The 24,340-nt window shown below is 73.3% G+C and carries 24 protein-coding genes; 12 read left to right on the top strand and 12 right to left on the bottom strand.

Annotation, left to right across the window (positions count from 1 at the left end):
- Positions 1-306 precede the first annotated feature (306 nt).
- The 4 genes from WDV06_RS20175 to WDV06_RS20190 all read left to right on the top strand — a co-directional run bounded on the left by WDV06_RS20175 (position 307) and on the right by WDV06_RS20190 (position 3,508).
- The gene (locus WDV06_RS20175) at positions 307-1,116 is read left to right on the top strand and encodes a 4'-phosphopantetheinyl transferase family protein (RefSeq protein WP_395511172.1); all 810 of its coding nucleotides are present in this window, start codon (positions 307-309) and stop codon (positions 1,114-1,116) included.
- A gap of 310 nt (positions 1,117-1,426) precedes the next feature.
- Positions 1,427-1,762, top strand: a complete 336-nt coding sequence (locus WDV06_RS20180) for a DUF1330 domain-containing protein (protein ID WP_395511173.1) — start codon at positions 1,427-1,429, stop codon at positions 1,760-1,762.
- Between the two features lie 200 nt (positions 1,763-1,962).
- Positions 1,963-2,427: a protein kilB gene (locus WDV06_RS20185; protein ID WP_395511174.1), complete on the top strand. Its 465-nt coding sequence runs from the start codon at positions 1,963-1,965 to the stop codon at positions 2,425-2,427.
- A 49-nt stretch (positions 2,428-2,476) separates the two neighbouring features.
- Positions 2,477-3,508, top strand: coding sequence for a helix-turn-helix transcriptional regulator (locus WDV06_RS20190; protein ID WP_395511175.1), 1,032 nt, complete (start codon positions 2,477-2,479; stop codon positions 3,506-3,508).
- Here the strand turns inward: WDV06_RS20190 and WDV06_RS20195 are convergent.
- From WDV06_RS20195 to WDV06_RS20205, 3 genes are all read right to left on the bottom strand, one after another.
- Positions 3,499-4,458, bottom strand: a complete 960-nt coding sequence (locus tag WDV06_RS20195; RefSeq protein ID WP_395511176.1) for an SDR family oxidoreductase — start codon at positions 4,456-4,458, stop codon at positions 3,499-3,501. The two genes, WDV06_RS20190 and WDV06_RS20195, sit on opposite strands and share 10 nt — an antisense overlap.
- 54 nt (positions 4,459-4,512) lie before the next feature.
- Positions 4,513-6,225, bottom strand: coding sequence for a PP2C family protein-serine/threonine phosphatase (locus WDV06_RS20200; protein ID WP_395511177.1), 1,713 nt, complete (start codon positions 6,223-6,225; stop codon positions 4,513-4,515).
- Between the two features lie 641 nt (positions 6,226-6,866).
- Complete coding sequence (locus WDV06_RS20205) at positions 6,867-7,214, bottom strand: VOC family protein (protein WP_395511178.1); 348 nt, start codon at positions 7,212-7,214, stop codon at positions 6,867-6,869.
- Between the two features lie 272 nt (positions 7,215-7,486).
- Between WDV06_RS20205 and WDV06_RS20210 the strand changes: the two genes are divergently transcribed.
- Positions 7,487-8,548, top strand: a complete 1,062-nt coding sequence (locus WDV06_RS20210; RefSeq protein WP_395511179.1) for a YncE family protein — start codon at positions 7,487-7,489, stop codon at positions 8,546-8,548.
- A gap of 76 nt (positions 8,549-8,624) precedes the next feature.
- On the opposite strand, the gene WDV06_RS20215 is transcribed toward WDV06_RS20210, so the two are convergent.
- Positions 8,625-9,272, bottom strand: coding sequence for a TetR/AcrR family transcriptional regulator (locus tag WDV06_RS20215; RefSeq protein ID WP_395511180.1), 648 nt, complete (start codon positions 9,270-9,272; stop codon positions 8,625-8,627).
- Positions 9,273-9,380: 108 nt separating this feature from the next.
- Between WDV06_RS20215 and WDV06_RS20220 the strand changes: the two genes are divergently transcribed.
- Positions 9,381-10,574, top strand: a complete 1,194-nt coding sequence (locus WDV06_RS20220) for a cytochrome P450 (RefSeq protein WP_395511181.1) — start codon at positions 9,381-9,383, stop codon at positions 10,572-10,574.
- Positions 10,571-10,798 carry a ferredoxin gene (locus tag WDV06_RS20225; protein WP_395511182.1) on the top strand — a complete coding sequence of 76 codons (228 nt, stop codon included), beginning with the start codon at positions 10,571-10,573 and terminating at the stop codon, positions 10,796-10,798. Before WDV06_RS20220 ends, WDV06_RS20225 begins: the two co-directional genes overlap by 4 nt.
- Positions 10,799-10,802: 4 nt before the next feature.
- Here the strand turns inward: WDV06_RS20225 and WDV06_RS20230 are convergent, their stop codons facing one another.
- The 5 genes from WDV06_RS20230 to WDV06_RS20250 form a co-directional block, all read right to left on the bottom strand.
- Positions 10,803-11,660 (bottom strand): MOSC domain-containing protein, encoded by an 858-nt coding sequence (locus tag WDV06_RS20230; protein ID WP_395511183.1) that lies wholly within the window; start codon positions 11,658-11,660, stop codon positions 10,803-10,805.
- Positions 11,661-11,770: 110 nt separating this feature from the next.
- Positions 11,771-11,992: a helix-turn-helix domain-containing protein gene (locus WDV06_RS20235; protein ID WP_395511184.1), complete on the bottom strand. Its 222-nt coding sequence runs from the start codon at positions 11,990-11,992 to the stop codon at positions 11,771-11,773.
- Positions 11,992-12,477, bottom strand: a complete 486-nt coding sequence (locus tag WDV06_RS20240) for a DUF2975 domain-containing protein (protein WP_395511185.1) — start codon at positions 12,475-12,477, stop codon at positions 11,992-11,994. The genes WDV06_RS20235 and WDV06_RS20240 overlap by 1 nt, the downstream gene beginning before the upstream one ends.
- A gap of 80 nt (positions 12,478-12,557) precedes the next feature.
- On the bottom strand, positions 12,558-12,833 hold the full coding sequence (locus tag WDV06_RS20245) for a hypothetical protein (RefSeq protein ID WP_395511186.1): 276 nt from the start codon (positions 12,831-12,833) through the stop codon (positions 12,558-12,560).
- A 44-nt stretch (positions 12,834-12,877) separates the two neighbouring features.
- The gene (locus WDV06_RS20250) at positions 12,878-14,323 is read right to left on the bottom strand and encodes a purine-cytosine permease family protein (RefSeq protein ID WP_395511187.1); all 1,446 of its coding nucleotides are present in this window, start codon (positions 14,321-14,323) and stop codon (positions 12,878-12,880) included.
- A 262-nt stretch (positions 14,324-14,585) separates the two neighbouring features.
- Between WDV06_RS20250 and WDV06_RS20255 the strand changes: the two genes are divergently transcribed.
- Entirely contained in the window at positions 14,586-16,469 is a 1,884-nt protein-coding gene (locus WDV06_RS20255) for a M1 family aminopeptidase (protein WP_395511188.1), read from the top strand.
- Positions 16,470-16,526: 57 nt separating this feature from the next.
- Here the strand turns inward: WDV06_RS20255 and WDV06_RS20260 are convergent, their stop codons facing one another.
- The gene (locus WDV06_RS20260) at positions 16,527-17,411 is read right to left on the bottom strand and encodes a hypothetical protein (protein ID WP_395511189.1); all 885 of its coding nucleotides are present in this window, start codon (positions 17,409-17,411) and stop codon (positions 16,527-16,529) included.
- A 66-nt stretch (positions 17,412-17,477) separates the two neighbouring features.
- Positions 17,478-17,738 carry a hypothetical protein gene (locus WDV06_RS20265; RefSeq protein WP_395511190.1) on the bottom strand — a complete coding sequence of 87 codons (261 nt, stop codon included), beginning with the start codon at positions 17,736-17,738 and terminating at the stop codon, positions 17,478-17,480.
- A 362-nt stretch (positions 17,739-18,100) separates the two neighbouring features.
- Here WDV06_RS20265 and WDV06_RS20270 point away from each other — a divergent pair, with 362 nt between their 5' ends.
- Entirely contained in the window at positions 18,101-18,766 is a 666-nt protein-coding gene (locus WDV06_RS20270) for a deoxynucleoside kinase (protein WP_395511191.1), read from the top strand.
- Between the two features lie 121 nt (positions 18,767-18,887).
- Entirely contained in the window at positions 18,888-19,697 is an 810-nt protein-coding gene (locus WDV06_RS20275) for a peptidoglycan-binding protein (protein ID WP_395511192.1), read from the top strand.
- A gap of 55 nt (positions 19,698-19,752) precedes the next feature.
- On the opposite strand, the gene WDV06_RS20280 is transcribed toward WDV06_RS20275, so the two are convergent.
- The gene (locus tag WDV06_RS20280) at positions 19,753-20,235 is read right to left on the bottom strand and encodes a ricin-type beta-trefoil lectin domain protein (protein WP_395511193.1); all 483 of its coding nucleotides are present in this window, start codon (positions 20,233-20,235) and stop codon (positions 19,753-19,755) included.
- Between the two features lie 404 nt (positions 20,236-20,639).
- Here WDV06_RS20280 and WDV06_RS20285 point away from each other — a divergent pair, with 404 nt between their 5' ends.
- Both WDV06_RS20285 and WDV06_RS20290 read left to right on the top strand, forming a co-directional pair.
- Positions 20,640-21,749: a PP2C family protein-serine/threonine phosphatase gene (locus WDV06_RS20285; protein ID WP_395511194.1), complete on the top strand. Its 1,110-nt coding sequence runs from the start codon at positions 20,640-20,642 to the stop codon at positions 21,747-21,749.
- A gap of 146 nt (positions 21,750-21,895) precedes the next feature.
- On the top strand, positions 21,896-24,226 hold the full coding sequence (locus WDV06_RS20290; protein WP_395511195.1) for a M9 family metallopeptidase: 2,331 nt from the start codon (positions 21,896-21,898) through the stop codon (positions 24,224-24,226).
- The last annotated feature ends 114 nt before the right edge of the window (positions 24,227-24,340 follow it).

Raw genomic sequence — 24,340 nt, forward strand, 5'->3', positions numbered from 1 at the left:
ATGTCCCTGCGTGACCAAGATCGTAAGGGATGTGCCGTGGGAACTTGGGCCCGATCCAATGGATTTGAGCCAGAATGTACTGGACCTTGGCCGAGGCACATGCCGCCGTGCGCGGGCCGTCGGCCGGGAAACGCACCGAATTTCGGCCTTTTCACGCAGCCGAATTTCCCTATTCCCGTGGCGCGGAAGGCGACGGGCAGGTCCGGCGGGGAAGAGGGCGGCCGATATCCGGCCATCAATTCCCGTTTCCGGGCTGGGTTATCGTGCCGGGGCAGCAGTTGGCCGCCGAACCCACCGGAGTGTTGCGTGCTGTCCCACCTGGAGCTGTCCTGCCCGCCGCCCGGCTGGCCGCCCGCCCCCTGGCCGGGGCCGCGGTCCCGGCCGGCCGGCGGTTCCGTGGACCTGTGGCTGTTCCACGTCCCGGATTCCGGGCTGCGGTCGGTGGTCCTCGACCGGTCCCCGCTGGACGCGGAGGAGCGGGCGCGGGTCGCCGCCTTCGTGTACCCGGTCGACCGGAGCCGTTACGTGGCCGCGCACCTGGCGCTGCGGCGGGTGCTCTGCGCCTACGAGGGCGTCGCTCCGGCGGAGTTGGGGTTCGTGCGCCGGCCGTGTCCCTGCTGCGGCGGCCCCCACGGGCGCCCGGCCCTGGCCGGTCCCGGCGCACCGCACTTCTCGCTGTCGCACACGGGCGGACTGGTGCTGATCGGGGTGGCCGGGCGGCCGGTCGGCGTGGACGTGGAGGCGCTGCCGCCGCCGCACAAGGCGGCCACCGTGGGCGAGTCCCTGCACCCTGCCGAACGGCGGACGATCCGTGCCGCGCAGCCCGCGCTGCGGCCGGCGGTCTTCGCCCGGCTGTGGGCCCGCAAGGAGGCCTACCTCAAGGGGCTCGGTACGGGGGTGGGCCGCAGCCCGGGCCTGGACTACCTCGGAGACCCGGGTGTCGGGGCACCCGCCCGGCCGCCCGGCTGGGCCGTCCGGGACGTGCCGGTGGGGCCGGAGCACGCGGCGGCGGTGGCCCTGGAGCGGCCCCCGGGCACCGACTCCGAGCCCACGCTCCACCTCCACCACCTGGGCGTCCTGGACGCCGCCGCGTCCCTCGCCCTGACCGGCCGCTGAACCCCAGGCCCACGAACCGGCGCCCACGGCGGCCCGGGCCGCCGCACGGACGACGCCACCGGCAACCGTTCCGTACACGGCCGGGCGGGCGGACCCCCGGCCTTCGCCGATCCCGCCACTCCCCCAGCGGTCTCGTCCAGGACCACGACCAGGACCGGCACCCGGCGGCCGCTCCCACGGACAGGGCCGAGTCGCGGAAGCAGGACGCGCACGGCGGTGTCATCACCTCCGGGGTCATCGCGCCCCACCGGCCACCCCGGCTACGTTCGGCATCGCCCTCAGCCCTCAAGCCTCGAACCCGGGAGCCCGCGTGCCCGCTTACGGCTTCGCCCATCTCCGCGACCGCCGCGACCACCCCGACGTCATCGCGTACCTGCGGCGCATCCCCATGACCCTCGAACCCTTCACCGGCCGCTTCGTCATCCACGGCCCGCCGGCCGACATCGTGGAGGGGAAGTGGCCCGGCAGCATGGTGCTGATCGAGTTTCCCGACCTGGCCGCCGCCCGCGCCTGGTACCGCTCTGCGGCCTACCGGGCCGTCCTGCCCCTGCGGAACGACCACATCGAGGGCGACGTGCTGCTGATCGAAGGCGTCGGGCCGGACTACGATCCGGCCGAGCGTGCCGCCAGGCCGCGGATGCCGTGACCGCTCCGCCACGCCGCCGGCCGCGCGGGGACCGGGCGGGGCGCGGCGACCGCGTGTACGCCGACACCACCCGGAACGCGCCACGCAGGTTCTGCTCGGGCCACGGCCTTCCCCCCGGTGTCCGGGAGCGGACGCGCCCTGATCTACAGTGGCCCGACTGCCGTAGCGGCGCACCGTAGTGAGGACGGAGCCGACCCGACATGTGGTCTTCGATCATCGCCGTACTCGGCACCTTGGCCGGCGCCCTCACCGCGGGGGCCCTCCAGCAGCGGGCCGCCCGGACCGCGCGCGCCGAGCAGCGGGCCGACACCCATCGCCAGGACCAGCTCGGGGCGGTGACGGACTTCGCCGCGGCCCTGGACGCGCACCGCTCGGCCATCTTCCACCGGGAGCGCCTGGCCCTCGGTGAGGCCGGGGCCGAGCACCGGCTGGAGGCCGAGACCAAGTCCTATGACACCCGGGCGGCGGTCACGGCCCCCCACGTCCGCCTCCAGGTGCTGGTCCCCGAGCTGGCCGCTCCCGCCCAGCGGGCGGCCGACGCCACCTACGCCCTGCGCAACGCCACCACCCGCGGCGAACTGGACGCCCTGCGGCGCGCGGCCAAGGAGGCGACCGCCGACTTCGTCGCCGCGGCCGCCGCGCGCCTGCGCCCCGACCACCACTGACCGGCGGTCGGCCGTGCGGGCACCGTCCGCGGGGCGGGATCATGGGGGCATGCGTGCCGCCCGCCTGATCCGCATGGCGCTCCTCGTCCAGTCGAGCCCCGGCCTGACCGCCGCCGCCCTGGCGCGGGAGCTGGACGTCTCCGAGCGTACGGTCATCCGCGACGCCCAGGCCCTGCAGGAGGCGGGCGTCCCCGTCCGGGCCGAGCGCGGGCGTACGGGCGGCTACCACCTCGCGCCGGGCCACCGGACCCGGCTGACGACGCTGCATCCGAGCGAGGCGGAGACGCTCTACCTCTCCGGTCTGCCAGGGGCCCTGCGCGACCTCGGGCTGGCGGGTCCGGCGGACACGGCCCGGCTGAAGCTGTCGGCCACCCTGCTGCCCTCGCTGCGGGCGGCGGCCGAGTCGAGCGTGCGGCGCTTCCACCTCGACGCCCCGGCCTGGTTCCGCGAGCCTTCCGCACCGGAGGCGCTGCCGGAGCTGGCCCGCGCGGTGTGGGCCGACCGCACGGTCGAGCTGGTGTACGCGCGGCCCGGCCGGGACGGGGCCGCGCCCAGCAGGGTGGTCCGCCCCCTGGAGCCGTACGGGCTCGTCCTGAAGGCGGGGGTGTGGTACGTCGTCGGCCGGGTCCCGCAGGAGCGGCCGGGCCGGGCCGGTGCGTGGCGCACCTACCGCGTCGACCGCATCGCGGCCCTGTCGGACGCCCCCGGCGGCGGAACCTTCGTCCGTGACCCGTCGTTCGACCTGGCGGCGCACTGGCGGGACCGCGCCGCCGAGTTCGCCCGGGCGCTGCTGCGCGCGACCGTCACCGTCCGGCTGACGGAGCGGGGGCTGCGGCGCCTGCCCGCCGTCGCGGATCCGGCGGGCGTGGCCGAGGCGCTGGCGTCCGCGTCCGCGCCGGATGCCGCCGGGCGCGTCACCGTCGAGCTGCCGGTGGAGTCGCAGGAGGTCGCGTTCGACCAGCTGAGCCGCCTGGGCGCGGACGCGGAGGTGCTGTCCCCGCAGGGCCTGCGCGCCCTCTTCCGGGAGCAGGCGCAGGCCCTCGCCGCCCTGTACGGGGCGGCGCCGGAGGATCAGCGGTAGTCGTCGGCCGATCCCTCCTTCCCGGCGTACCTGACGTCCTCCAGGTACGCCCAGGCGTCCGGGCGGCTGCCGTCCACGTCCCGTACGCCATAGACCCTGGCGAGTTCCCCGCTGGAGGTGGACCTGCCGTTCCAGCGGGCCGCCCGGTCCGGGTCGGCGGCGAGCGCGGCGACCCCCCGGGCGAGGTAGTGGGGGGACTCGGCGATGGCGAAGTCGGGTACCCGGGCGATGGCGTCGCGCCAGTTGTCCTCCGTGACGCCGAAGTGGGCGAGCATCTGCTCCGAGCGCAGGAAGCCGGGGGTGACGGCGACGGCCGTGCCGCCGTACTCGGCGAGTTCCCGGCCCAGGCCGAAGGCGATCCGGAGGGGGGCGGTCTTCGCGAGGTCGTAGTAGAGGTTCTCGCGGTACCTGCGGTTGGAGCGGGCCGTGCCGTCGGTGACCTCCACGTGCAGCGGAGCGTCCGAGCGGATCAGGAGCGGGAGGGCGAGGGCCGCGGTGATCACGTGCGAGCGCACCCCGAGTTCCAGGATGCGCAGTCCGTCGGCGAGCGGTGTCTCCCAGGTCTTCCTGCCGAACACGGAGCCCGCGGTGAGGTGTTCGCCGCCCCAGAGGTCGTTGACGAGGATGTCGAGGCGCCCCTGCTCGCGGTCGACGCGGCCGACGAGGGCCCGTACGCGCTCCTCGTCCAGGTGGTCGGTGGGGACGGCGATGCCGGCGCCGCCGGCCGCCGTGACGAGTTCCGCGGTCTCCTCGATGGTCTCCGTGGCCCGTCCGACCTCGCTGACGTGCTCGCGGGTGGTGCGGCCGGTGACGTAGACGGTGGCTCCGGCGCGGCCGAGTTCGACGGCGAGGGCGCGTCCGGCGCCGCGGGTGGCCCCCGCGACGAGCGCGATCCGGCCGGCGAGCGGGGTCCGCGGCGAGGGCTGCGGGGTGGTGGTGTCGTGGTCCATGCCTCTACGGTGCATGCCAAAGGCGACAGTTCACGTCACCTTTTCGCGCGGCTTTCAGAGGACTTCGACCGCCACCAGGCAGGTGTCGTCCTCCAGGCTGTCGTCGGCGTAGTGGGCGACCACCGCGTCGAGGGTCTGGCGGGCGTCGCGGCCCGCGCAGTCCGCGAGGATTGCGCGCAGGGCGTCGATGCCGTCCTCCAGGTCCTCGCCGCGCCGCTCGACCAGTCCGTCGGTGTAGAGCAGCAGGAGGTCTCCCCGTTCCAGCGCCACCTCGTCCACCGCGTACGTCTCGCCGGGCAGCAGTCCCAGGAGCGGCCCCCGGTGCCGGGTGTCGAGCGCGGTGGCCGCGCCGCCGTGCAGCAGGAGCGGTGCCGGGTGTCCCGCGCAGGCCCAGACCAGCCGCCGGTCGTGGTCGAGGTGGCCGATGACCGCCGTGGCGGTCTCGGCGGAGGCGTCCGCGCACACGAGTTCGTTGAGCCAGGTCGTCAGCTGCCCGGCGTCGCTGTCGGGGGTGTGGGCCAGTCCGGCCAGGGCGTGCCGCTGCTGCGCCATGCGGGCGACCGCCGCGATCCCGTGGCCGCACGCGTCGCCGATGGCCAGCAGGATGCGGCCGTCGGGCAGTGCGCGGCACTTGTACCAGTCGCCGCCGACGGCGGCGTCCTCCTCGACGGGCAGGTACGCGGCGGCGACGGCGTATCCGAGCCGCGCGATCTCCGAGGAGTGCCTCGGCAGCAGGGCTTCGCGCAGCGCGGAGGCGACGCGGTGTTCGGCGGCGGCCTCCTCGCGCAGCCGCTCGGTCTGGCGGCGGGTGGCGGCGAGGCGTTGCCTGCCGTGGATCACGGAGGTGAGGTCACGTGCGATCAGGTGCAGGGCCCAGGGCAGGCCGTCGGTGGAGATGACGGGCCGGCCGATGACGTGGAGCGTGCGGACGTCGCCGTTCACGGTGAACCGGATGTCGGAGCCCGGGGGCTCCTCCCCGTCGAGGAGCGCCCGCAGGAGCCGTCCCCAGCGCGGTACGTCGTCGAACAGCACCGCGTCGCACAGGCCGAGCAGGCTCATCGGCCGGCCGGGCGGCGTGCGGAAGATGGCGCAGAGCCCCTCGGACCAGGTGGTCTCGCCGGAGAGGAGGTCGAAGCGGGCCCAGCCCATGGTGGCGATGTACTGGGCCTCCAGCGACATGAGTTCCGCGGGGTCGTGGGCCGGGCGCCAGGTCACGAGCACCTGGCCGGAGCAGGACGCCGCGTCGTAGAGCAGCTTGGCGCGGTGCAGGCCGTCCGGCCGACGCTCGGTGTAGTCGACGGGGAAACCGCGCAGGGCGCGGCCGGTGCGCAGGACCTCCGTGAGGGAGTCGAGGAGCCCGGTGCCGTCGACGCCGGGCCGGACCTCGCGCAGCCGCCTGCCCACCTGCTGGTCGGGGGCTTCGAGCCAGGCGGCGGACCGGACGTGGTTGCCGGCCCGGATGACGAAGTCCTCGGTCCGGCCGTCCTCGCCGGTGACGGGGGCCAGCAGTGCCGCCGAGACGGGGACGGCCGGGAGGGCGGCGCAGACGCACGCCCAGGGGTCGTGTCCCTCGCCGCCGTCCGCGCAGGAGTGGCTGCGGTCGGGGCTGCCCCCGCAGGCGCAGGCGGTGGGGGCGTCGGCCCCGTCCGGTGCGGCGGGACGCGGCCGGACGCCCGCCGACCGGCCTGCGGCGGCCCGCAGGAGGGCCACCTCGTGGATGATGAGCCGTTTGAGGGTCTCGGGTTCCCGGGGAACGGTCGGACTCATGTGTGTTCGTCTCCCTTCGCCACGGGACGGCACGCGCGACCGGCGCCTGCCCGCCGGGCGCGGGTTCACTCGCACGGGAGGGCGGCCGCGGTCCGCCGGCGCGGGATCTGCCCGACCGAACGCCTGTGGCACGTTCCAGGAGGCGCAGAGACCGGGCCGTGCCCGCGCGGGACGGCTTCGTGGTGGCCGGACAGTGCCTGATCCGCGGGACGGACGCGGCTGCACGGGTGGTCCTCGGCCGGCGCCTGCGCCCGTGCCACCGCCGGCGACGGGCCGGACGGTCGGCGCACCGACGGGCGGAGGCGCCTTCGCGGAGCCGGTGCCGTCCGCCCGATCGCCCGGGGGCGGCCGGCCGCGTGGGCCCCTCGGCCGCCCGCTCCGCCCGGGCCGCCGATCACCCGGACGAAGTCCGCCGCCGGCGACGGGCCGGCCGGTGAGGAGCCGTTCGACGTCGTCCTCGGCCCGGTCGGCGGCCGCGCCCGCCTGGCCGGCCCTGGGGCGGCCCGCCCCGCGCGGCCGGCCGTGTACGGCGCCCCCGCCGACGCCGCGCCCTCGCCGGTCGGCGCCGACGGACGGCCACGCCCACCCCGAACGCCTCGCCGACGGCGCCCGCCAGGCCCTGCGGGCCGTGGCACGGCGGGTCAGTGGAGGCAGAGGCAGAACGGGTGGCCCGCCGGGTCCGCGTAGACCCGCCAGTCGGCGTCCGGGCGGAGCCGGTCCGTGCGTTCCAGCACCGTCGCGCCGAGGCCGAGCGCCCGCTTCTCCTCCGCGTCGAGGTCGTCGACGTCGAAGTCCAGGTGGAGCTGCTGCGGACGCCGCTGGCCGGGCCATTCGGGCGGCTGGTAGCCGTCCACGCGCTGACAGGCCAGCGGTGTCCCCTCGAACCCGTGCACCTCGACCCAGTCGGGGTCGTCCGGGTCCGGGACCACCCGGCCGCCGAGCAGGGCCGCGTAGAACTCCGCGAGCCGTACCGGATCGGCGCAGTCCATCGCGACCGCCTGCAGCTTTCGATTCCCTCGGCCGCCCCGCTCTCACCCCGTACGGGAGGGGTCGTACCCACCCCTGCGGCCGGCATGCACCCGGCGGTCCCTCCGCCGGGCACTGGACGGCGCCCCAACACCTCCGGGACCTGCGGTTTTCCATTTGCGACAAGGACTAGGTGCCGATCTTTGCATTGATCACAGGTCCGCCCGCACCGGAGAGTGGTGCCTGCCCGCGAAGCCGCGCGGCATCCGCCCTCCACCCAGTTCAAGGAGCCCCTGTGCAGCCCGTCAAGCAGTCCCCCCGTACCGGCCGGGAAGGCGACGCGGTCGCCGTCGTCAGCCAGAGCGGACCGACGGTCTCGTTCTTCGACGCCGCATCCGACCGGCACCTCGGTGACGTGCGCGTCCCCGCCGAACCGCACGAGTTGTGCTACGACCCGACGCAGCGGCTCCTGTGGTGCACGCTGACCTACCACTCGGGCTACTACCACGCGAACGGCGGCCGCCGCACCGAGCTGGCCGTCATCGATCCGGACAGCCGCCGCATCGTGGAGATCGTCGACCTGGCCCCCGAACACGGGCCGCACGGCCTGGCCCTGGACACGGCGCGCGGGCGGCTCTACGTCAGCGTGGAGGCCGGGGAGGACCGGCCCGGCGGTGTCGTCGTCATCGACACCGCGTCCCGCCGTCCGCTCGGCAGGATCGACACGGACGCGCCCGGCCCGCACTGGTTCGCGATCGACCCGGCGGGGCGGACGGGTTACGCCACCAACAAGGAGGCGCCGTTCGTGTCCGTCGTGGACCTCGAACGGGGCGTCCTCACCGCGAAGGTCGAGGTCCCCGGCAGTGAGGGGCTCGCCGTCTCCGCCGACGGGGCGCACGCCTTCGTCGCCGCACCGTACGGCAACTTCTCCGCCGGTGCCGAGGGCCGGCCGGCCACCGGCATCCGCGTCATCGACGCCGCGACGGCGTCCGTCGTCGACACCCTGCCCACGGACAACGTCGTCCTGCCGGTCCACCTGACGTCGACGGGCAGGCTCCTCGCCGGTGAGCTGCGCATGACGGCCGCCCCGGGGGCCCAGCTGGGACGCCACGCCCCGGGCCTCCTCACGGTCTTCGCCGCCGACACCCGCAAGCGGCTGGGCGAGGTCGAGGTGGGGCTGTTCCCCCTCACCATCACCTCCTCCCCCGACGGCCGGCTCGGCTACGTGTCCTGCGTCATCTCCTCGACCGTCGACGTCGTCGACCTGGAGACCCTGGAGCGCCTGGCCCGGCTGGACGTCGCCAAGCTCGGCGAACCCGGCGCCCACGGCCTGGCGTACGTCCCCCGCCCCGCCTGACCGCAGGGGGGCCGGCCCGGCTGCGGCCGCCGCGGGGCGGCTCAAGCGGAGGGCCGCCCGCCGCTCGGACCGGCGGTCAGCGGGAGACCGTGCCCGGCGACGCCGGAGGGCCGGCCGGGCTGCCGTCCCCGTCCGGCGGGGGCTGCGCAGGCAGGGTCCAGAAGCGGTCCAGGGTGGTCAGGACCAGTCGGCACACCGTCTCCGGGTCGGCGCTGGCCAGGGGTTCGCGGGCGGCGACGGTGCGCATCAGGCCGATCCCGAGCAGCCAGGCCATGGCCAGGTCGGCGCGCAGGGCGCCGTCCTGGGAGGGGGCGAGGCCGGCCAGTACCTTCTGGTACTCGCCGCCCAGCTCCCGCAGGGTCCCCGTCGCCTCGTCGCCCCGGCCGACGGACCTCAGGTACACCTCCAGGGAGCGGTCGGCTCCGGGCGCGCTGCGCGTGAGCATCGAGCGCAGGGCGGTCTCGAAGAGGTCCTCCGGCGCGGTCGCGCGCAGCTGCTCCAGGCTTCCCCGGGCCACGACCTCGGTCAGCAGCCCGTGTTTGGAGCCGAAGTAGCGGAAGAGGAGCGCCTGGTTGACACCGGCGCGCTCGGCTATCGCCCGGACCGTGGTGCGTTCGTAGCCCCGCTCGGCGAACAGCTCGCCGGCGGCTTCGAGCAGCCGCAGGCGGGTGGCGGCGGCGTTGCGGGGGCGCTCCGCGGGCTGTGCTCGGGGGGATTCGTCCACGCTGTCGTCCTCTCGGAAGGCCCGTCAGGATAACGGCCACAAAGCGTCGTTGACCGACCGGGTGGGCCGTCCTAGGTTGTAAGCAGCTGCTTACAACAGGAGGCCGAAGTGACGACCGCCGGCACCACCCCCCACACCTACCCCTTCAACACCGCCGAGGGGCTCTCGCTCGCCGACGAGTACGAGCGCGTCCGCGAGCTGCCCGGGCTGTTACGCGTGCAGATGCCGTACGGCGAACCGGCCTGGCTGGTCACCCGCTACGCGGACGCCCGGCTGGTGCTCGGCGACGCCCGGTTCAGCCGCGCGGAGAGCGCCGCGCACGACGAGCCCCGGCAGTCCGAGGCCCAGGTCGACAGCGGCATCCTGGGCATGGATCCGCCCGACCACACCCGGCTGCGGTCGCTGGTGGCCAGGGCCTTCACCGTCCGGCAGGTGGAGAAGCTCCGCCCCCGGGTGCGCGCGCTCACCGCCGGCCTGCTCGACGAGCTGGAGGCGGCCGGGCCGCCGGCCGACCTCGTCGACCGCTTCGCGCTGCCCGTGCCGGTGGCCGTGATCTGCCGTCTGCTGGGCGTGCCGGTCGAGGACCGGCCGCGGTTCCGGGTGTGGAGCGACGCGGCGCTGTCGACCAGTTCGCTCACGGCTGAGGAGTTCGAGGCCAACCAGGCGGAGCTGCGCGCCTACATGGCCGGGCTGATCGAGCTGCACCGCCGGGACCCGCAGGACGACCTGATGACGGCGCTCATCGAGGCCCGGGAGGCCGACGGCGACCGTCTCTCCGAGCGGGAGCTCGTCGACCTGTGCGTGGCGGTCCTGGTGGCCGGGCACGAGACCACGGCCTCCCAGATCCCCAACTTCGTCCTCACCCTGCTGGACCATCCGGACCAGCTCGCGCTGCTGCGCCGGGAGCCCGCCCTGATCTCCGCGGCGGTGGAGGAGCTGCTGCGGTTCGTGCCGCTGGGCAGCGGGGCGAGCCAGGCCCGCTACGCCACCGAGGACGTCGAGGTGGGCGGCACCCTGGTGCGGGCCGGGGAACCCCTGCTGGTCGCGACCGGCGCCGCCAACCGCGACGCGTTGCGCTTCACGGCCCCCGGCGTTCTGGACATCCGGCGCCCCGCGAACCAGCACCTCGGTTTCGGCCACGGCGTGCACCACTGCCTGGGGGCCCCGCTGGCCCGGATGGAGCTCCAGGAGGCGCTGGGGGCGCTGCTGACGCGCTTTCCCGGGCTGAAGCTCGCGGGGGACGTCACCTGGAAGACCGAGATGCTGGTGCGCGGGCCGCGCGTCATGCCGATCGGGTGGTGAGCGACGTGACGTGGACCGTACGGGTCGACGCGGGGCTGTGCATGGGGTCGGGCATCTGCGCGGGTACGGCCCCCGAGGTGTTCGCGCTGGAGGACGAGCGCGCCCGGCCGCGCGAGGAGCGGGTCGCCGCGCAGGAAAGGGTCCTGGAGGCCGCCGACATGTGTCCGGCCCAGGCCATCACGGTGCACGACGGCACCGCGGTGATCGGCCCGCGCCCGGACTGACCCGTCAGGCGCCGGACGGGGCGGAGTGGACGGTCACCTCGTCGCCGGTCCGGACCGTTCCCGGTTCCAGTACCTCCAGGTACACGCCGACGCACGACAGCCGGCCGAGGTCGAGCACCGGCACGCGGTGCTCGCGGGCCACGGTGCGCATGGTTGCGGGGTCCGGGGGCAGTTCGCCGTGGCCCAGGTTCGGGACGGCGCAGCGGGGGGTGGGCACGGTGACCCGGAACAGGACCGGGCCGATCCGCAGCGTGGTGCCGCCCTGCCAGGCGTCCTCGGGGAACCCCGGGCCGCCGGGGAGGCCGACGACCAGGTTCGGCCGGAAGCGCCGCGGGTCGAAGTCCCCGGCGGGGTGGGCCTGCCGGAGCCGGTGGAGGCTGTTGGTGGTGACGAGGTGGACCCGGCCGAAGTCGAGGAAGGTCCCGGCGGCGACCCGTCCCGAGGTGATCTCCTCCCCCGTCGCGTCCACGGACGCCCGGTCGCGCAGGACGTCGGGGAGGCCGCCCTCGTAGGCGGGGACGGCGCGTTCCAGGAGCCCGTGCTCCGGGGGTTCGGCCGATACCGTCACCGCCCGGCCGAGCAGGGTGGACAGCCGCGCGTCCAGTTCCTCGGACCCGGCCGGCAGCACGGCGCCGCCGGGCAGCTCGACCCGGACCGCTCCCGGGCCGGCCGACCGGCTCCGGCAGTGCAGCAGGGCGCCCCACTTGCGCGGGTGCTTGGCGCTGCCGACCGCGCCCGCCCCGTCCAGGACGGCGAACGCCCGGTCGCCGGCCAGGCCTTCCGCCGTGACCGGGACGCTCGTCAGCGCCTCGCCGAGCATGGACTTCACCGGATACCGGCGCACCGCCACCACAGTTCCCATAGCCGGGTCATCCGATCATGGATGCGGCGCGGGAGCCAACCGATTTCCGCCGGGAGCGGACCCGGAGGGCGTGACGGCCCGGCGGGCGCAGCCGAGGGGCTCCGCGCCGTTCACCCCTCCGGGGCCTCGCCCGCCTCCCAGCGGAGCAGGTCGCCCGGCTGGCATTCGAGCACCTCGCAGAGCGCGGCCAGGGTCGCGAAGCGCACCGCCTTGGCGCGGCCGTTCTTGAGCACCGCCAGATTGGCGGGCGTGATCCCCACGCGGTCGGCGAGTTCGCCCACGGACATCTTCCTCCGGGCCAGCATCACGTCGATGTCGACGGCGATCGGCATCAGATCACCTCGTCCAGCTCGGCCTGCATCCGCGTCGCCTCGACATCGCGCGCGACGGCCTGGGCGAGCAGCATCCGCAGCACCAGCACGATGAGCGCGACCCCCAGGATGGCCAGGCCGATGCCACCCATGATGACGGTGACGCCGGGATCCTCGCGCTGGCCCGGCGCGTTGAGGACCGTGACCGCGAACCACAGGAGGGACGCCGCCACGATCGCGCCGATCACGCCGTCCACGTACCGGAAGGCGGCATGGGAGAACACGGTCCCCCGGCGCACCATCGCCACCAGCCGCCACACGCAGACCAGGGCGACCTGGGCCGCCACCATGCCCAGCACGGTGATCACGCGCAGTGGCGTCAGCGGGAGGGCCCCGTCCTCGGGGTCGGTGAACAACGCCCACACCATCAGCACCTGGACACCGGCGGTACCGGCGAGCACCACCGCGAGAACGGCACGCAACGCACCTACGGTCAGCTTTCCCACAGCCCATCCCTCCATCGAGTCACGATGGAAATCTATCGAATTTCGATAGAGTGACGCAAGGGCGGGAGACCGGGTGCGGATCAGTCGAGGGCCCGGTAGTCGGCCGGGGGGTGGACCAGTTCGGGCTGCTCCACCACGTAGTCGTGGCCGTGGACGGCCTGCATGGCCCAGTGCCAGGCCTCCTCGTGGAAGACCAGCCAGCGGTACGGGTCGTCCGCCGGCTCGTACGGGTAGCACCGCACGGCGGCTTCGGCGGCCTCCTGCGGAGGCATCCCGCCGTACCGCTCCATCACCCACGCGTAGGCGCGCCGTTCACCCCGCAGGCAGTCCAGGTACTCCGCTTCGCTCGACGTCACGCCCCCCACGGTAGCCATGCGGGGAAAATCGGGACGTCGGCCGGTCAGGCGGCCGGGGGCGCCGGCACCCCGGCGGGCTCGGGCAGGGCCGGGTGGACGGTCTCGTCGGGCGGGTTGGCGGAGCGGCGGGCCCAGAGCCAGTACAGGGCCGAGGTGGCCAGCAGGCCGACGATCCACGAGATGTCCGCGCCGTCCAGCTTCCTCGTGAGCGCGCCCGTGTACAGCTTGGTGGCCAGGAACGGGACCTGGACCGCGATGCCGATGAGGTAGGAGCCCAGCGCCGCGGCGTTCCAGCGTCCGTAGCGGCCGTCCGGATCGTAGAGGGCCGGGATGTCCACGCGTTCGCGGGAGATCAGGTAGTAGTCGACCAGATTGATCGCGCTCCACGGTGTGAAGACGGCCAGGAGCAGCAGCACGAAGTTCTTGAAGTTGTTCAGGAAGTCGTCGCTGGCGGCCAGCGCGATGACCATGGACACCGCGATGAAGCCGACGATGTAGGCGGCGCGCGTGGCGGGCGTGACGCGCGAGCGGCGGTCGAAGGCGGTGACGGTGGTCAGGATCGACATGAACCCGCCGTAGGCGTTGAGGCAGTTGACGGTCAGCTTGCCGACCACGATCACCAGGTACACGAGGAACGCGAGGAACGCCGGGCCCGCCAGATCGCCGAGGAAGCCCACCTGGTCGGGCAGGAAGGCCTTGCCCGCGACGGCCGCCGTGAGCGCGCCCAGCGTCATGGCCCACTGGGATCCGATGACGGAGCCGGCGAAGGTCGACCAGAACGTCGCACGGGTGCTGGTCTCGCGGGGCAGGTAGCGCGAGCAGTCGGCGACGTAGGGGCCGAAGGTGAGCTGCCATCCGGCTCCGAGCCCCACGGCGAGCAGGAAGGTCGCCGCGTCGAACCCCTTGCCGCCGACGTGCGCGCCGACGTCGTACTGCGTGAACAGCCGCACCATCAGGTAGCCGAGGCCGAGCGCGCCGACGACCGTCGCGATGCGGCCCGCGACGTGGATCAGGCGGTAGCCGGTCACGGCGACGACGGCGGTCAGGGCCCCGAAGACGAGGATCCCGGCGCTCGTGCCGACGTGCAGCATCGCGGACATCGCCTGGCCGGCCAGTACGCTGCCGGTGGCGGCGAAGCCGAGGTACATGAGGATCACCAGCAGCAACGGCAGTACCGCGCCGAACACCCCGAACTGCGCCCGGCTGGAGATCATCTGCGGTACGCCGAGCCGGGGGCCCTGGGCGGAGTGCAGGGCCATGACGATGCCGCCGAGCAGGTTGCCGAGGAGCAGCGCGGGTATCGCCCACAGGGCGTCGGCGCCGAAGACGACCGACAGGGCGCCGTCGACGATGGCCGTGATCTGCATGTTGGCGCCGAACCAGAGGGTGAACTGACTGCGCGGCGTACCGTGCCGCTCGGAGTCCGGGACCGCCTCGATGGTCCGTCTTTCGACCGCGAGGCGGTCCCCGGGGGCGTGTCGTTCCGGCATGGTGGTGGCCTCTTCCCGCAGTTGTGGCGGCACCGGCACGCGGCGCCGCGCCGTTGACCCAGGACGTGCTGCGCCGAATCTGGCATGGGGGTGTACAAACGGCAAGATCTTGAATGGCAGATTTCACAGACCCCGCCTTTACCCGCACTGGATGGCATGTTCCGGTCAACGCTGCGAGGCTGCCTGTCGGTGTCCCCCGAACCGGGGGACAGGCACGTCTCACCAGCAGGCCGGAATCCCGGCCGCCGAGAAGGAGTTACGTGTGAAAGCCACCCCCCACAAGGCCTTCGCCGCGATCCTGAGCACCGTCGCCGCGCTGGCCGCGGCCGCCCTGCTCCCCGCGGCGCCGGCCACCGCCGCCCCGTCGCACACCGCCGCCCGGTCGCACGCCGCCACGGCGCCGGCCGCCTGCACCCCCGCGCAGGTCATCGCCAACGGCGGCTTCGAGAACGGCAGTTCACCCTGGACCGCGTCGCAGTCCGGACTGATCACCAACCGCACCGGCCAGAGCGCCCACGGCGGCAGCTGGTTCGCCTGGCTGGACGGCGTCGGCGGCACGCACACCGACACGCTCTCCCAGAGCGTCACGATCCCCTCCGGATGCAGCACGGCCACCCTCACCTTCTGGCTGCACATCGACACCGCCGAGCGCACCACGTCGGTCAAGTACGACACCCTGACCGCGAAGATCGGCAGTACGACGCTCGCGACGTACTCGAACCTCGACAAGAACACGGGCTACGTCCAGAAGTCCCTCGACGTCTCGGCCTTCGCCGGCCAGACCGTGACGGTCGCGTTCACCGGTTCCGAGGACTCCAGCCTCCAGACCAGCTTCGTCCTCGACGACGTCGCCCTCGACACCTCCGGCGGCACGGTCCCGCCGACGGACTCCACCCGCACCCCGGCCGCACCCTCGTACACCGTGGACCTCAGCAGCGACGCCAACGGCTTCGTGTGGACCGGCCACGAGACCGCGTCGTTCACCAACGCCTCCGCCACCCCGCTGAGCGAGGTGTACCTGAGGCTCTGGGACAACTACCACGGCACCTGCCAGGCCATGCCGATCGCCGTCACCCACGTCACCGGCGGCACCGCCGGCGCCCTCTCGGTCGCCTGCACCGCCCTGAAGATCGACCTGCCGGCCCCGCTCACCCAGGGCCAGAGCGCCACGATCGGCTTCGACCTGTCGATCACCGTGCCCAGCGGCGCGGACCGCTTCGGCCACGACGGCGCGTTCAGCAACATCGGCAACGCCCTGCCGGTGCTCGCCGTCCGCGACGGCGCGGGCTGGCACCTGGACCCGTACACCAACAACGGCGAGTCGTTCTACTCCCTCGCCTCCGACTTCAACGTGACCCTGGACCACCCCAGCGGCCTGCTGGTACCGGCCACCGGCACCTCGGCCGACACCCCCGGCACCAGCGGCCGCACGGTCACCAGGGCCACCGCCTCCAAGGTGCGCGACTTCGCCTGGGGCGCCGGCCCGTTCGCCAAGATCTCCGGGACCTCGGCCGCCGGCACGCCGATCAACATCTACTCCGTGTCCGGCATCAGTGCGAGCGACGCGCAGTCGATGCTGACCACCGCGAAGAACGCGGTCGACGCCCACGCGGCGCGGTTCGGCGCGTACCCGTACGGCGAGCTGGACGCGGTCATCGACAACAACTACTGGTTCGGCGGCATGGAGTACCCCGGCTTCGTCCTCGACCTCGTGAGCACCACGGCGCTCACGCACGAGATCGGCCACCAGTGGTTCTACGGCATCGTCGGCGACGACGAGTACACGAGCCCCTGGCTGGACGAGGCGTTCACCGACTACGCCACCGACCTGGCCCTGGGCAAGACGGGCACGAACTGCTGGAACAGCGTCTCGTGGGCGTCCTCCGGCGAGAAGATCACCAACTCGATGGCCTACTGGGACGCGAACTCCTCCCGGTACTCGACCGTGGTGTACGGCTACGGCAAGTGCGCCCTGCACGACCTGCGGCGCCAGCTCGGCGACAGCGCGATGGCCAAGCTGCTCAAGGACTACGCCGCCGCGCACTGGTACGGCGTCTCCACGACGGCCGAGTTCAAGGCCGCCGCCCAGGCGGCGTCGGCCACCGACCTGACCTCGTTCTGGACCCAGCACCGCATCGAGGGCTGACGCCCGCGGCCCGCTCCGCCGGGGGCACCCCCCGGCGGAGCGGGCCGTACCGTGCCCTCAGATGGCGAGGGCGCCGGGGAACGGGCCGTGGCCGACGCCGGGGGCGGTGACGGCCAGCCAGCCGTGACCGGTCATGGGGGTGTCCTCGTCGATCTGCTCCGGGTCGACGGTCAGGGCGCGCGCCACCTCGTTGGCGTTGGTCTCGCACGAGGCGTTCGGCTCGTACGGGCCCGGCCCCCCGTGCTCGTCCTCCGTCTGGGGGGCCTCCCACGGCATCGGGTCGCCCGTCCACGCCGGCTCGCGGTAGGTGTGGAAGGAGCGGACCACCCGGCCCCGTTCGGCGATCGCCCAGCCGTGCTCGTCGTCGTAGGCGTCGCGGAAGTAGAAGTGGGCCTGACCGCAGTGCGCGCTGATCCGGGCCAGCGTCTCCTCCGCGTCCTTGAAGACCAGTCCGCCGAAGAGCATCCGCCACCCGGCGAACTCCGGCGTGACGAAGATCCGGTGGACCGTCCGTTCCTCGCCGTCCGGCCCGGTCGTCACCGCCGTGTCGTGGTACATCGCCGACATGCCCATGGCCATGGTCGCGGGAATGCGGTCGTGCAGTCCCAGGGCCTCGAAGACGCCCTCGTACGTGGCCGCCGGCACCGCGAACCAGATGAACGGAAGGTGCTCGTCCAGCGGCCGGTCGTCCAGCAGCTTGATCCGGACGAGGCGCTCCAGCGCCCGCCGGTCGCGGTCGTCCAGCGCGTCCCCCGCGCCGAGCATCGCCAGCGCGTGCAGGGCGTGGCGGCGCAGCGCACCCGGGCCGCCGCGCCGTATCTCCACCAGGCCGTCGACCCCTGCGGAGCCGAGCGCCTTCAGGTCCTTCTCGGCCTGCCACACGGCGTCCTGACGGGCGATCTGCGACAGGAGCGGCTCAAGGGCCGGGAGCTGCGTACTCATGACACCGACCCTAGAACATCCGTACGACATCCGGCGGTCGACACGGCCCGGGGACCGGTGTACCGCTCACGCCCGGGACTCCGGCCGCGCCGAGCGGCGGAGTTCGAGGAGGACCAGCGCGATCTTCACCCCGGTGGAAACCGTCAGGGCCTGCAGGAACGGCATGCCCGTGAGCCACAGGGCCACCATCATCACCGTGAGGACCAGGAACGCGGGAACGAGGCCGGTGCGGGCGACCACGGTCCTCAGGCGCCCGGCTCCGGTGCGGCACGGGCCCGCGGCACCGGCCGGGCGCACGTCGAGGCCCTCCTCGTCGGCCTGCGGCATGGACGACCGCCCTTCCCTCGTCGTCTCCCCCGTCCACGAGCCTCGGGCCGGGCCCGCCGGACCGCCACCCGTACCGCCGGCCCCGCCGCCATCCGGCGTACGCGCCGCCACCCGGGCGGACCATGACTTATGCTTCTGAGCGGCCACGGGGCGGTGGCTCGTCGCTGAATACGGCAACTGCGGAACGGTCAGTCCGGCAGGTCGAGGAGAGCGACCTGCGTCGGGGCCTTGGTCCCGGCGGGGACCACATGGCACCGATCATGAAGATCCTGGGGAAACGAGCGGCCGCCGACGGGCGTCCCGGCCCGGGGCGCCCATCCGGGCCGCCCCGCGAAGAAAAGACCCCCAGGGAGAAGTGAGGTATGCCAGTGATCTGCGTCGGAGGCATGATCGGCATCGGCAAGACGACCGTGGCCGAGCTGATCGCCAAGGAGCTGGGCAGCGAGGTCTTCTACGAGAGCGTGGAAGACAATCCGATCCTGCCGCTCTTCTACACGGCGAGCCCCGAGGAGATCCAGGCGAAGCGCTACCCCTTCCTGCTCCAGCTCTACTTCCTGCAGACGCGGTTCGCCTCGATCAAGCAGGCGTACAAGAAGGGGGACAACGTCCTCGACCGGTCCATCTACGAGGACTGGTACTTCGCCAAGGTCAACCACGACCTGGGCCGGATCAGCTCCCTTGAGATGCAGGTGTACGAGGGACTGCTGGACGAGATGATGCGCGAGATCGACGGCCTGCCGTACCGCAAGGCGCCCGACCTCATGGTCTACCTGAAGGCGGACTTCGAGACGGTGCTGCACCGCATCGGACTGCGGGGCCGCGACTTCGAGCAGGACGAGAGCCTCGTGGAGTACTACCGGACGCTGTGGTCCGGCTACGACGACTGGGTCCACCAGCACTATTCGGCCAGTGAGGTCCTCGTCATCGACATGAACCACACGGACGTGGTGAACCGTCCCGAGGACGCGGCCCGCGTGGCACAGGCGGTCAAGGCCGCCCTGGCCGCGGGCGGGCACCGGGCGGCCTGAGCACGGCCAGCCGAATCGTTTCTCCAGCTCAGGGCGGCATCGGGCCGCCCTGAGCTGGGAAGCCTCCACGGGAATTGACGGCTCCGGAAACGCGCGGCACCGTCACGCCTGGAGGCACCCCATGAGCACACCCCGGTGGCGGCAGCTCACCGACCACCTCATGTCCGTCCCCGAGCAGGTCTACGAAGGCTGGAACAGCCGCGACGGCTGGGACAACTACACACGCTGGGGGGAGGAGTTCGGCGAGAACGGCGTCCCCTGGTGCGTGATCTTCGACTGGTGCATGTACCACGACACCGGACTCGACGCGATCGTCCCCAAGGTCGACAACGTGAGCGCCTTCGCGGAGTGGGCCCGGGCGCGCGACCAGTGGTCCGAGTACCCCTCCGTCGGCGCCTGGGTGGATTTCGGCGACGGCGCCCACACCGAGATCGTCACCGGCTTCGACGCCGACACCCTGTACACCAAGGGCGGCAACAGCATCCAGGCCGGATCGGCCGACCACGGCCAGGGCAACGGCGTCTGGTCGCACTCCAACCCCCGCCGCAGCAGCTACGTCACCGGCTACTTCGCCCCCCGCTTCCCGGACGGGCTGTGCCCGCCCACCGCCGATCCCCACGACCCCCGCGGCGGCCCGGCCGTGGTCTCCTGGCGATGGACACCGCCCGCGTCCGCCTTCGAGCCGTTCCCGGGTGCCGGCTTCTTCACGGCCGGCCGGCGCAGCCCGGTCATCGCCGCCATGCACGACCGGCTGGTCGCCGTCGGCTGCGACCGCTACCGGAGCACGGCCGACGCCGACGTCTGGGGTTCGGGCGACGTCGCCTCCTACCAGGCCTGGCAGCGCAGGCTCGGCTACGAGGGGGCCGACGCCGACGGAACGCCCGGTCCCACGTCCTGGGCGAAACTCCGGGTACCCCGCGCCGGGGCCTGAGCCGGTGCCGTGCCCGGGGCGGTCGCGGCCGCTCCGGGCACGTCGGGACGGGGGATCAGACGAGCGCCAGGCTGATCTGGTCGTTGAAGACCACCCAGTGCTGGCCCTGGTCGGCGTTGTCGCACGGCTTCGTGGAGACGTTCGGGGTGCCCCAGGCGTCGGCGAAGCAGTAGGCCGGGGCGAAGGTGAGGGCGATCTGCTGGCCCGAGACGTTCCAGTACTGCCCCTGGTCGTTGGCGTTGCACGGCTTCACCGAGACCGTCGTGGCGCCCCAGGTGTTCGCCAGGCAGTAGGCGCGCGCGTTGGTCAGGGAGATCTGGTGGCCCGCGACGGTCCAGTGCTGGCCCTGGTCGGCGGGGTCGCACGGCTTGGTGGAGATGTTCGGGGTCCCCCAGGCGTTGGCGAGACAGTACCGGCCGGGGACCCGCGCGGTCTGCTGGGCGGTGCCCGCCGCCCCGGCCTGGCCGGCCGGCAGGAGGGCGGCGGTCAGCGCGAGCGCGGCGAGAGCGAGCGTGTTGCGGACGGCGGTGCGCATCATGGTGATTCCATTCCCGAGGCAGGCCGGAGCGCCGGGCGCGCGGCCTGGAAAATTGGGGTATTGCGGCCCGGATCCGGGCGCAGGGAAATTAGTAGCAGCGGTCACGGACCGGTAAAGGAGATCGCCGATCCCCTTCACTCGAACCAGGTAGTCGCGGGATGATCCGATGATCACGGGCCTGGAATTCATCCCGGCGCGCGCGCCGCATTTGCCTCCTCCATGCCCCGCTCGGGAAAACGGCCGGAATTCCTCCAGCCCACCGGGGCGACGGAGGCCGTGGCGCGCCGGGCCGCCGGTCCGGCGGCCCGGGTGCCCCCGCGAGCCGCACTGAACCTGTTCCATAGCCTTGGGCGGGGCCGCCCGCCAGGGAGCTATGTCCCTCTTGCCCGGATATTCTGTGGGATGTGATCGAGTCTGGACGGCCGCGGCTCCGCCGGAGCTATGGTCGGGGGAGCCTGGTGCGGCTGTCGCCGGTCATCCTGACCGCCGTGATCGCCACCCTGGCCTACGCGACTCCGCCGGAGATGGCCTTCAGCCGCCTCCTGCCGGCGGCGCCGGCCCTGGCCGCCGCGATGTGGCCGGTCCTCCCCACCATCCTGCTCGGCACGGTCTGCCTCGGCCTGATGATCGGCCTCAGCCTGGTCTTCCCGGACCTGGGCACGTGGTGGACGGCCGCGGGGATCATCGCGGTCACCGTGGCCGCCGCGTACGGCAGCCACCTCCGGCTCCAGCGGGAGCGCACCCTCTTCCAGGTGCGGCTCGTCGCCGAGGCGGCGCAGCAGGTGGTGCTGAGCCCGCTGCCCCGCCGCTTCCGGCACGTCGAGATCGAGTCCCTGTACCTCGCGGCCGCGGCGGAGGCCCGCATCGGCGGGGACTTCTACGAGGTCGTCGACACGCCGTTCGGGGTCAGGCTGCTCATCGGTGACGTGCGGGGCAAGGGCCTGCCCGCGGTGGGGTCCGCCGCGGCGATCGTCAACGCGTTCCGCGAGGCGGCGTACGGCGAACGCGACCTGGTGGACGTGGCGCGCCGGCTGGACGCCAGCAGCACCCGCTACAACGCGGCCTTCCCGTCGAACGAGCCGATGGAGCGGTTCGCGACGGCGCTCCTCGCCGAGATCCCGCACGACGGGCGGCGCATCGACATCCTCAACTGCGGGCACCCCCCGCCCCTGCTGCTCGGCAGCGGCGGACTCCGCGTCCTCGAACCCGCCTCCCCCTCACCGCTGCTCAGCCTCGCGGCGCTGATCGGGGACCACTACACCGTCGACACCTTCGCCTTCTCCCCCGGCGACCTGCTGCTCCTCTACACCGACGGGATCGCCGAGACCCGGGCCCGCGACGGGGAATTCTTCCCGCTCACGGCCTGGATGCGCCGACAGCCCCCGATGCCGCCCCGCGACCTGCTCACCGCCCTGCACCACGACCTCCTGCGGTACAGCAGAGGGGCCCTCGACGACGACATCGCCGCGCTGGCCGTCCGCCTGGGCGACCCGGGGGGCGCCCGGTCCGGGTGAGGGCCGCCCGACTCCGTCGACCCGAGTGGCCGAAATAGTCCGGCGCGAAGACTTCCGGAGTGGTGCGACATGTGCAATTTTACATGTCACATGTCAACACCGCGTGTTTCCCCGCACGCGGTCCACGGCCCCGGAGGCCCCCACCGATGCATCCCTCCCGGATATCGAAGGCCGGCGCGCGCCGACTGCCCGCCCTCGGCGCGGCCGTCTTCCTCGCGCTCGGCCTGTTCGCACCACCGAGCCAGGCCGCCTCCGCCGGCGCCCCGGCTCCGGCCGGCCGGCGTCCCGCGGGACCCGCGGCGTCGGCGCCGCGGTCGATCCCGGTGCCCCTCTCGCCCGACGCGGTGCGGGACGGCAGCCGCTTGCGGATCTCCTCGCAGGACAGCCCCGAGGAGTCCGGCCCGGCCCCCGCCGCCGCTTCCGTCGCCCGGACGGGCAAGGGGCAGTCCTCGGCGGCGGCCGCCGCCGGGGACGCGTGCGGGGACCTCTCCGGCGTGATCGACGCCACGGGCTCCGCGCTGGTCCGGCAGCTCACCGCGCTCCCCGCGATCACCTGTACCTACCCGCTGTTCGAACTCACCGGGGAGGACGCGCGCAAGGCCTTCCGCGAACCCCAGATGGTGACCGTCGCCAACGCCCTGCGCGACGCCTCCGCCGGCTACACGGGCGACAACAGCGCCGCCATCGGTCAGCTCGTGCTGTTCCTGCGCGCCGGCTACTACGTCCAGGACAACCACGCCGACGTCGTCGGCGACTACGGCACGGCCCTGGACGGCGCGGCCCGCGGGGCGCTGGACGCCTTCTTCGCCTCCCCGCACAGCAAGGACGTCACCGACGCCAACGGCGAGATCTTCAACGAGGCCGTCACCCTGATCGACAGCACCCACACGGCCGGCCGGTACGCCGGCGTGGTCAAGTGGATGCTCGGCCGCTACGACGGCACCTGGCCCGCCCGGATGGACCTGGCCATGCAGCACGTCGAGTGGGTCGTGCAGAACGGCTTCAAGGCCAAGAACGACGACCGCGGCTGGCGGGCCGCCCTGAAGGCGGACCCGTCCCTCCTCGACACCTGGGCCGGCTTCATCACCCGCAACGGCGCGCAGCTCAACCGCCTGGACGTGGTCAGCAACGTCGGCCGCTACCTCGGCTACGCCCTCGACGTCCCCGAGCTCAAGGACCGGGTCCGGCCACTGCTGAAGGACCTGATCAACCGCTACCCGAACACCGGCCCCACCGGTCCGATCACCATGAACCTCGGCTGGTACACGCGCCAGTACGACAAGGGCAACTGCGCGGCCTACGCCCTCTGCGACCTGGGCGCCCGCATCCTGCCGGCGGTCCTGCCGATCCAGCACACGTGCACCCCGGGCCTGAAGATCCGCGCCCAGGACATGTCCCCCGGCCAGTTGGAGAGCACCTGCACCAGCCTGGTCAACGAGGACGCGTACTTCCACCGGATCATCGGCGACAAGGGCGCGCTCCCCGGCGACCTGAACACCGCCCTGGAGGTCGTCGTCTTCGACGACCACGGCCAGTACGCGCTGTACGCCTGGGCCATCTACGACATCGACGTCGACAACGGCGGCATGTACGAGGAGGGCGACCCGGCCGCCGCCGGCAACCAGGCCCGCTTCATCGCCCACGAGGCCGACTGGCTGCGGCCCTCCTTCCAGATCTGGAACCTGAACCACGAGTACACCCACTACCTCGACGGCCGCTTCGACATGGCGGGCGACTTCGAGGCCGGCATGACCACCCCGACCGTCTGGTGGGTCGAGGGCATCGCCGAGAACATCTCCTACGGCTACCGGGGCGAGCGCAACACCGACGCGATCGCCGAGGCCGGCAGGAAGACGTACAGGCTGAGCGAACTGTTCGACACCGTCTACGGCCAGGACGAGGACCCCGCCGTCACCTCCGACCGGGTCTACCGCTGGGGCTTCCTCGCCGTCCGGTACATGCTCCAGGCCCACCGCGACGACATGGAGACCGTGCTCGGCAAGTACCGCGCGGGCGACTGGAACGGCGCCCGCGCCTTCCTGAAGCAGACCATCGGCACCCGCTACGACGCCGGCTTCGCCACCTGGCTCACGACCACCTGCGCGACCGACGGCTGCGGCCCGCTGCCGGACGCCCCGTCCACCCCGCTCTGCACCGCCGCCGACCCGCGCCAGTTCGACCCGAACTGCCGCCGGGAGGGCCTCGCGGCCACCGCCGGGAACTACAGCTACCACTTCGTGTACCTGCCGGCCGGGGTCAGGCAACTGACCATCACCAGCAGCGGCGGCACCGGCAACGCCGACCTGTACTACGGCGGCGGCAGCTGGGCCACCACCGGCAGCCACCAGGCGAAGTCCACCGGCGCCGGCAACGGCGAGACCCTGACGATCGACAACCCGCCGTCCGGCTGGGTCTACTTCAGCCTCGCCGCCGCACAGGACTTCAGCGGCGTGAGCCTCTCCACGCAGACCCGGTGATCCGCCGGGGGGGGGGGCGGGCCGCGCCCCCCCCCCCCGGGGGGCGGGGGGGGGGGCCGGGGGGCCGCGCGCCCCCGGGGCGGGGCGGCTGCGACCCCGCCGGGGGGGGGCGGG

The sequence above is a fragment of the Streptomyces racemochromogenes genome (genome assembly GCF_044129415.1).
Taxonomy (GTDB): domain Bacteria; phylum Actinomycetota; class Actinomycetes; order Streptomycetales; family Streptomycetaceae; genus Streptomyces; species Streptomyces racemochromogenes_A.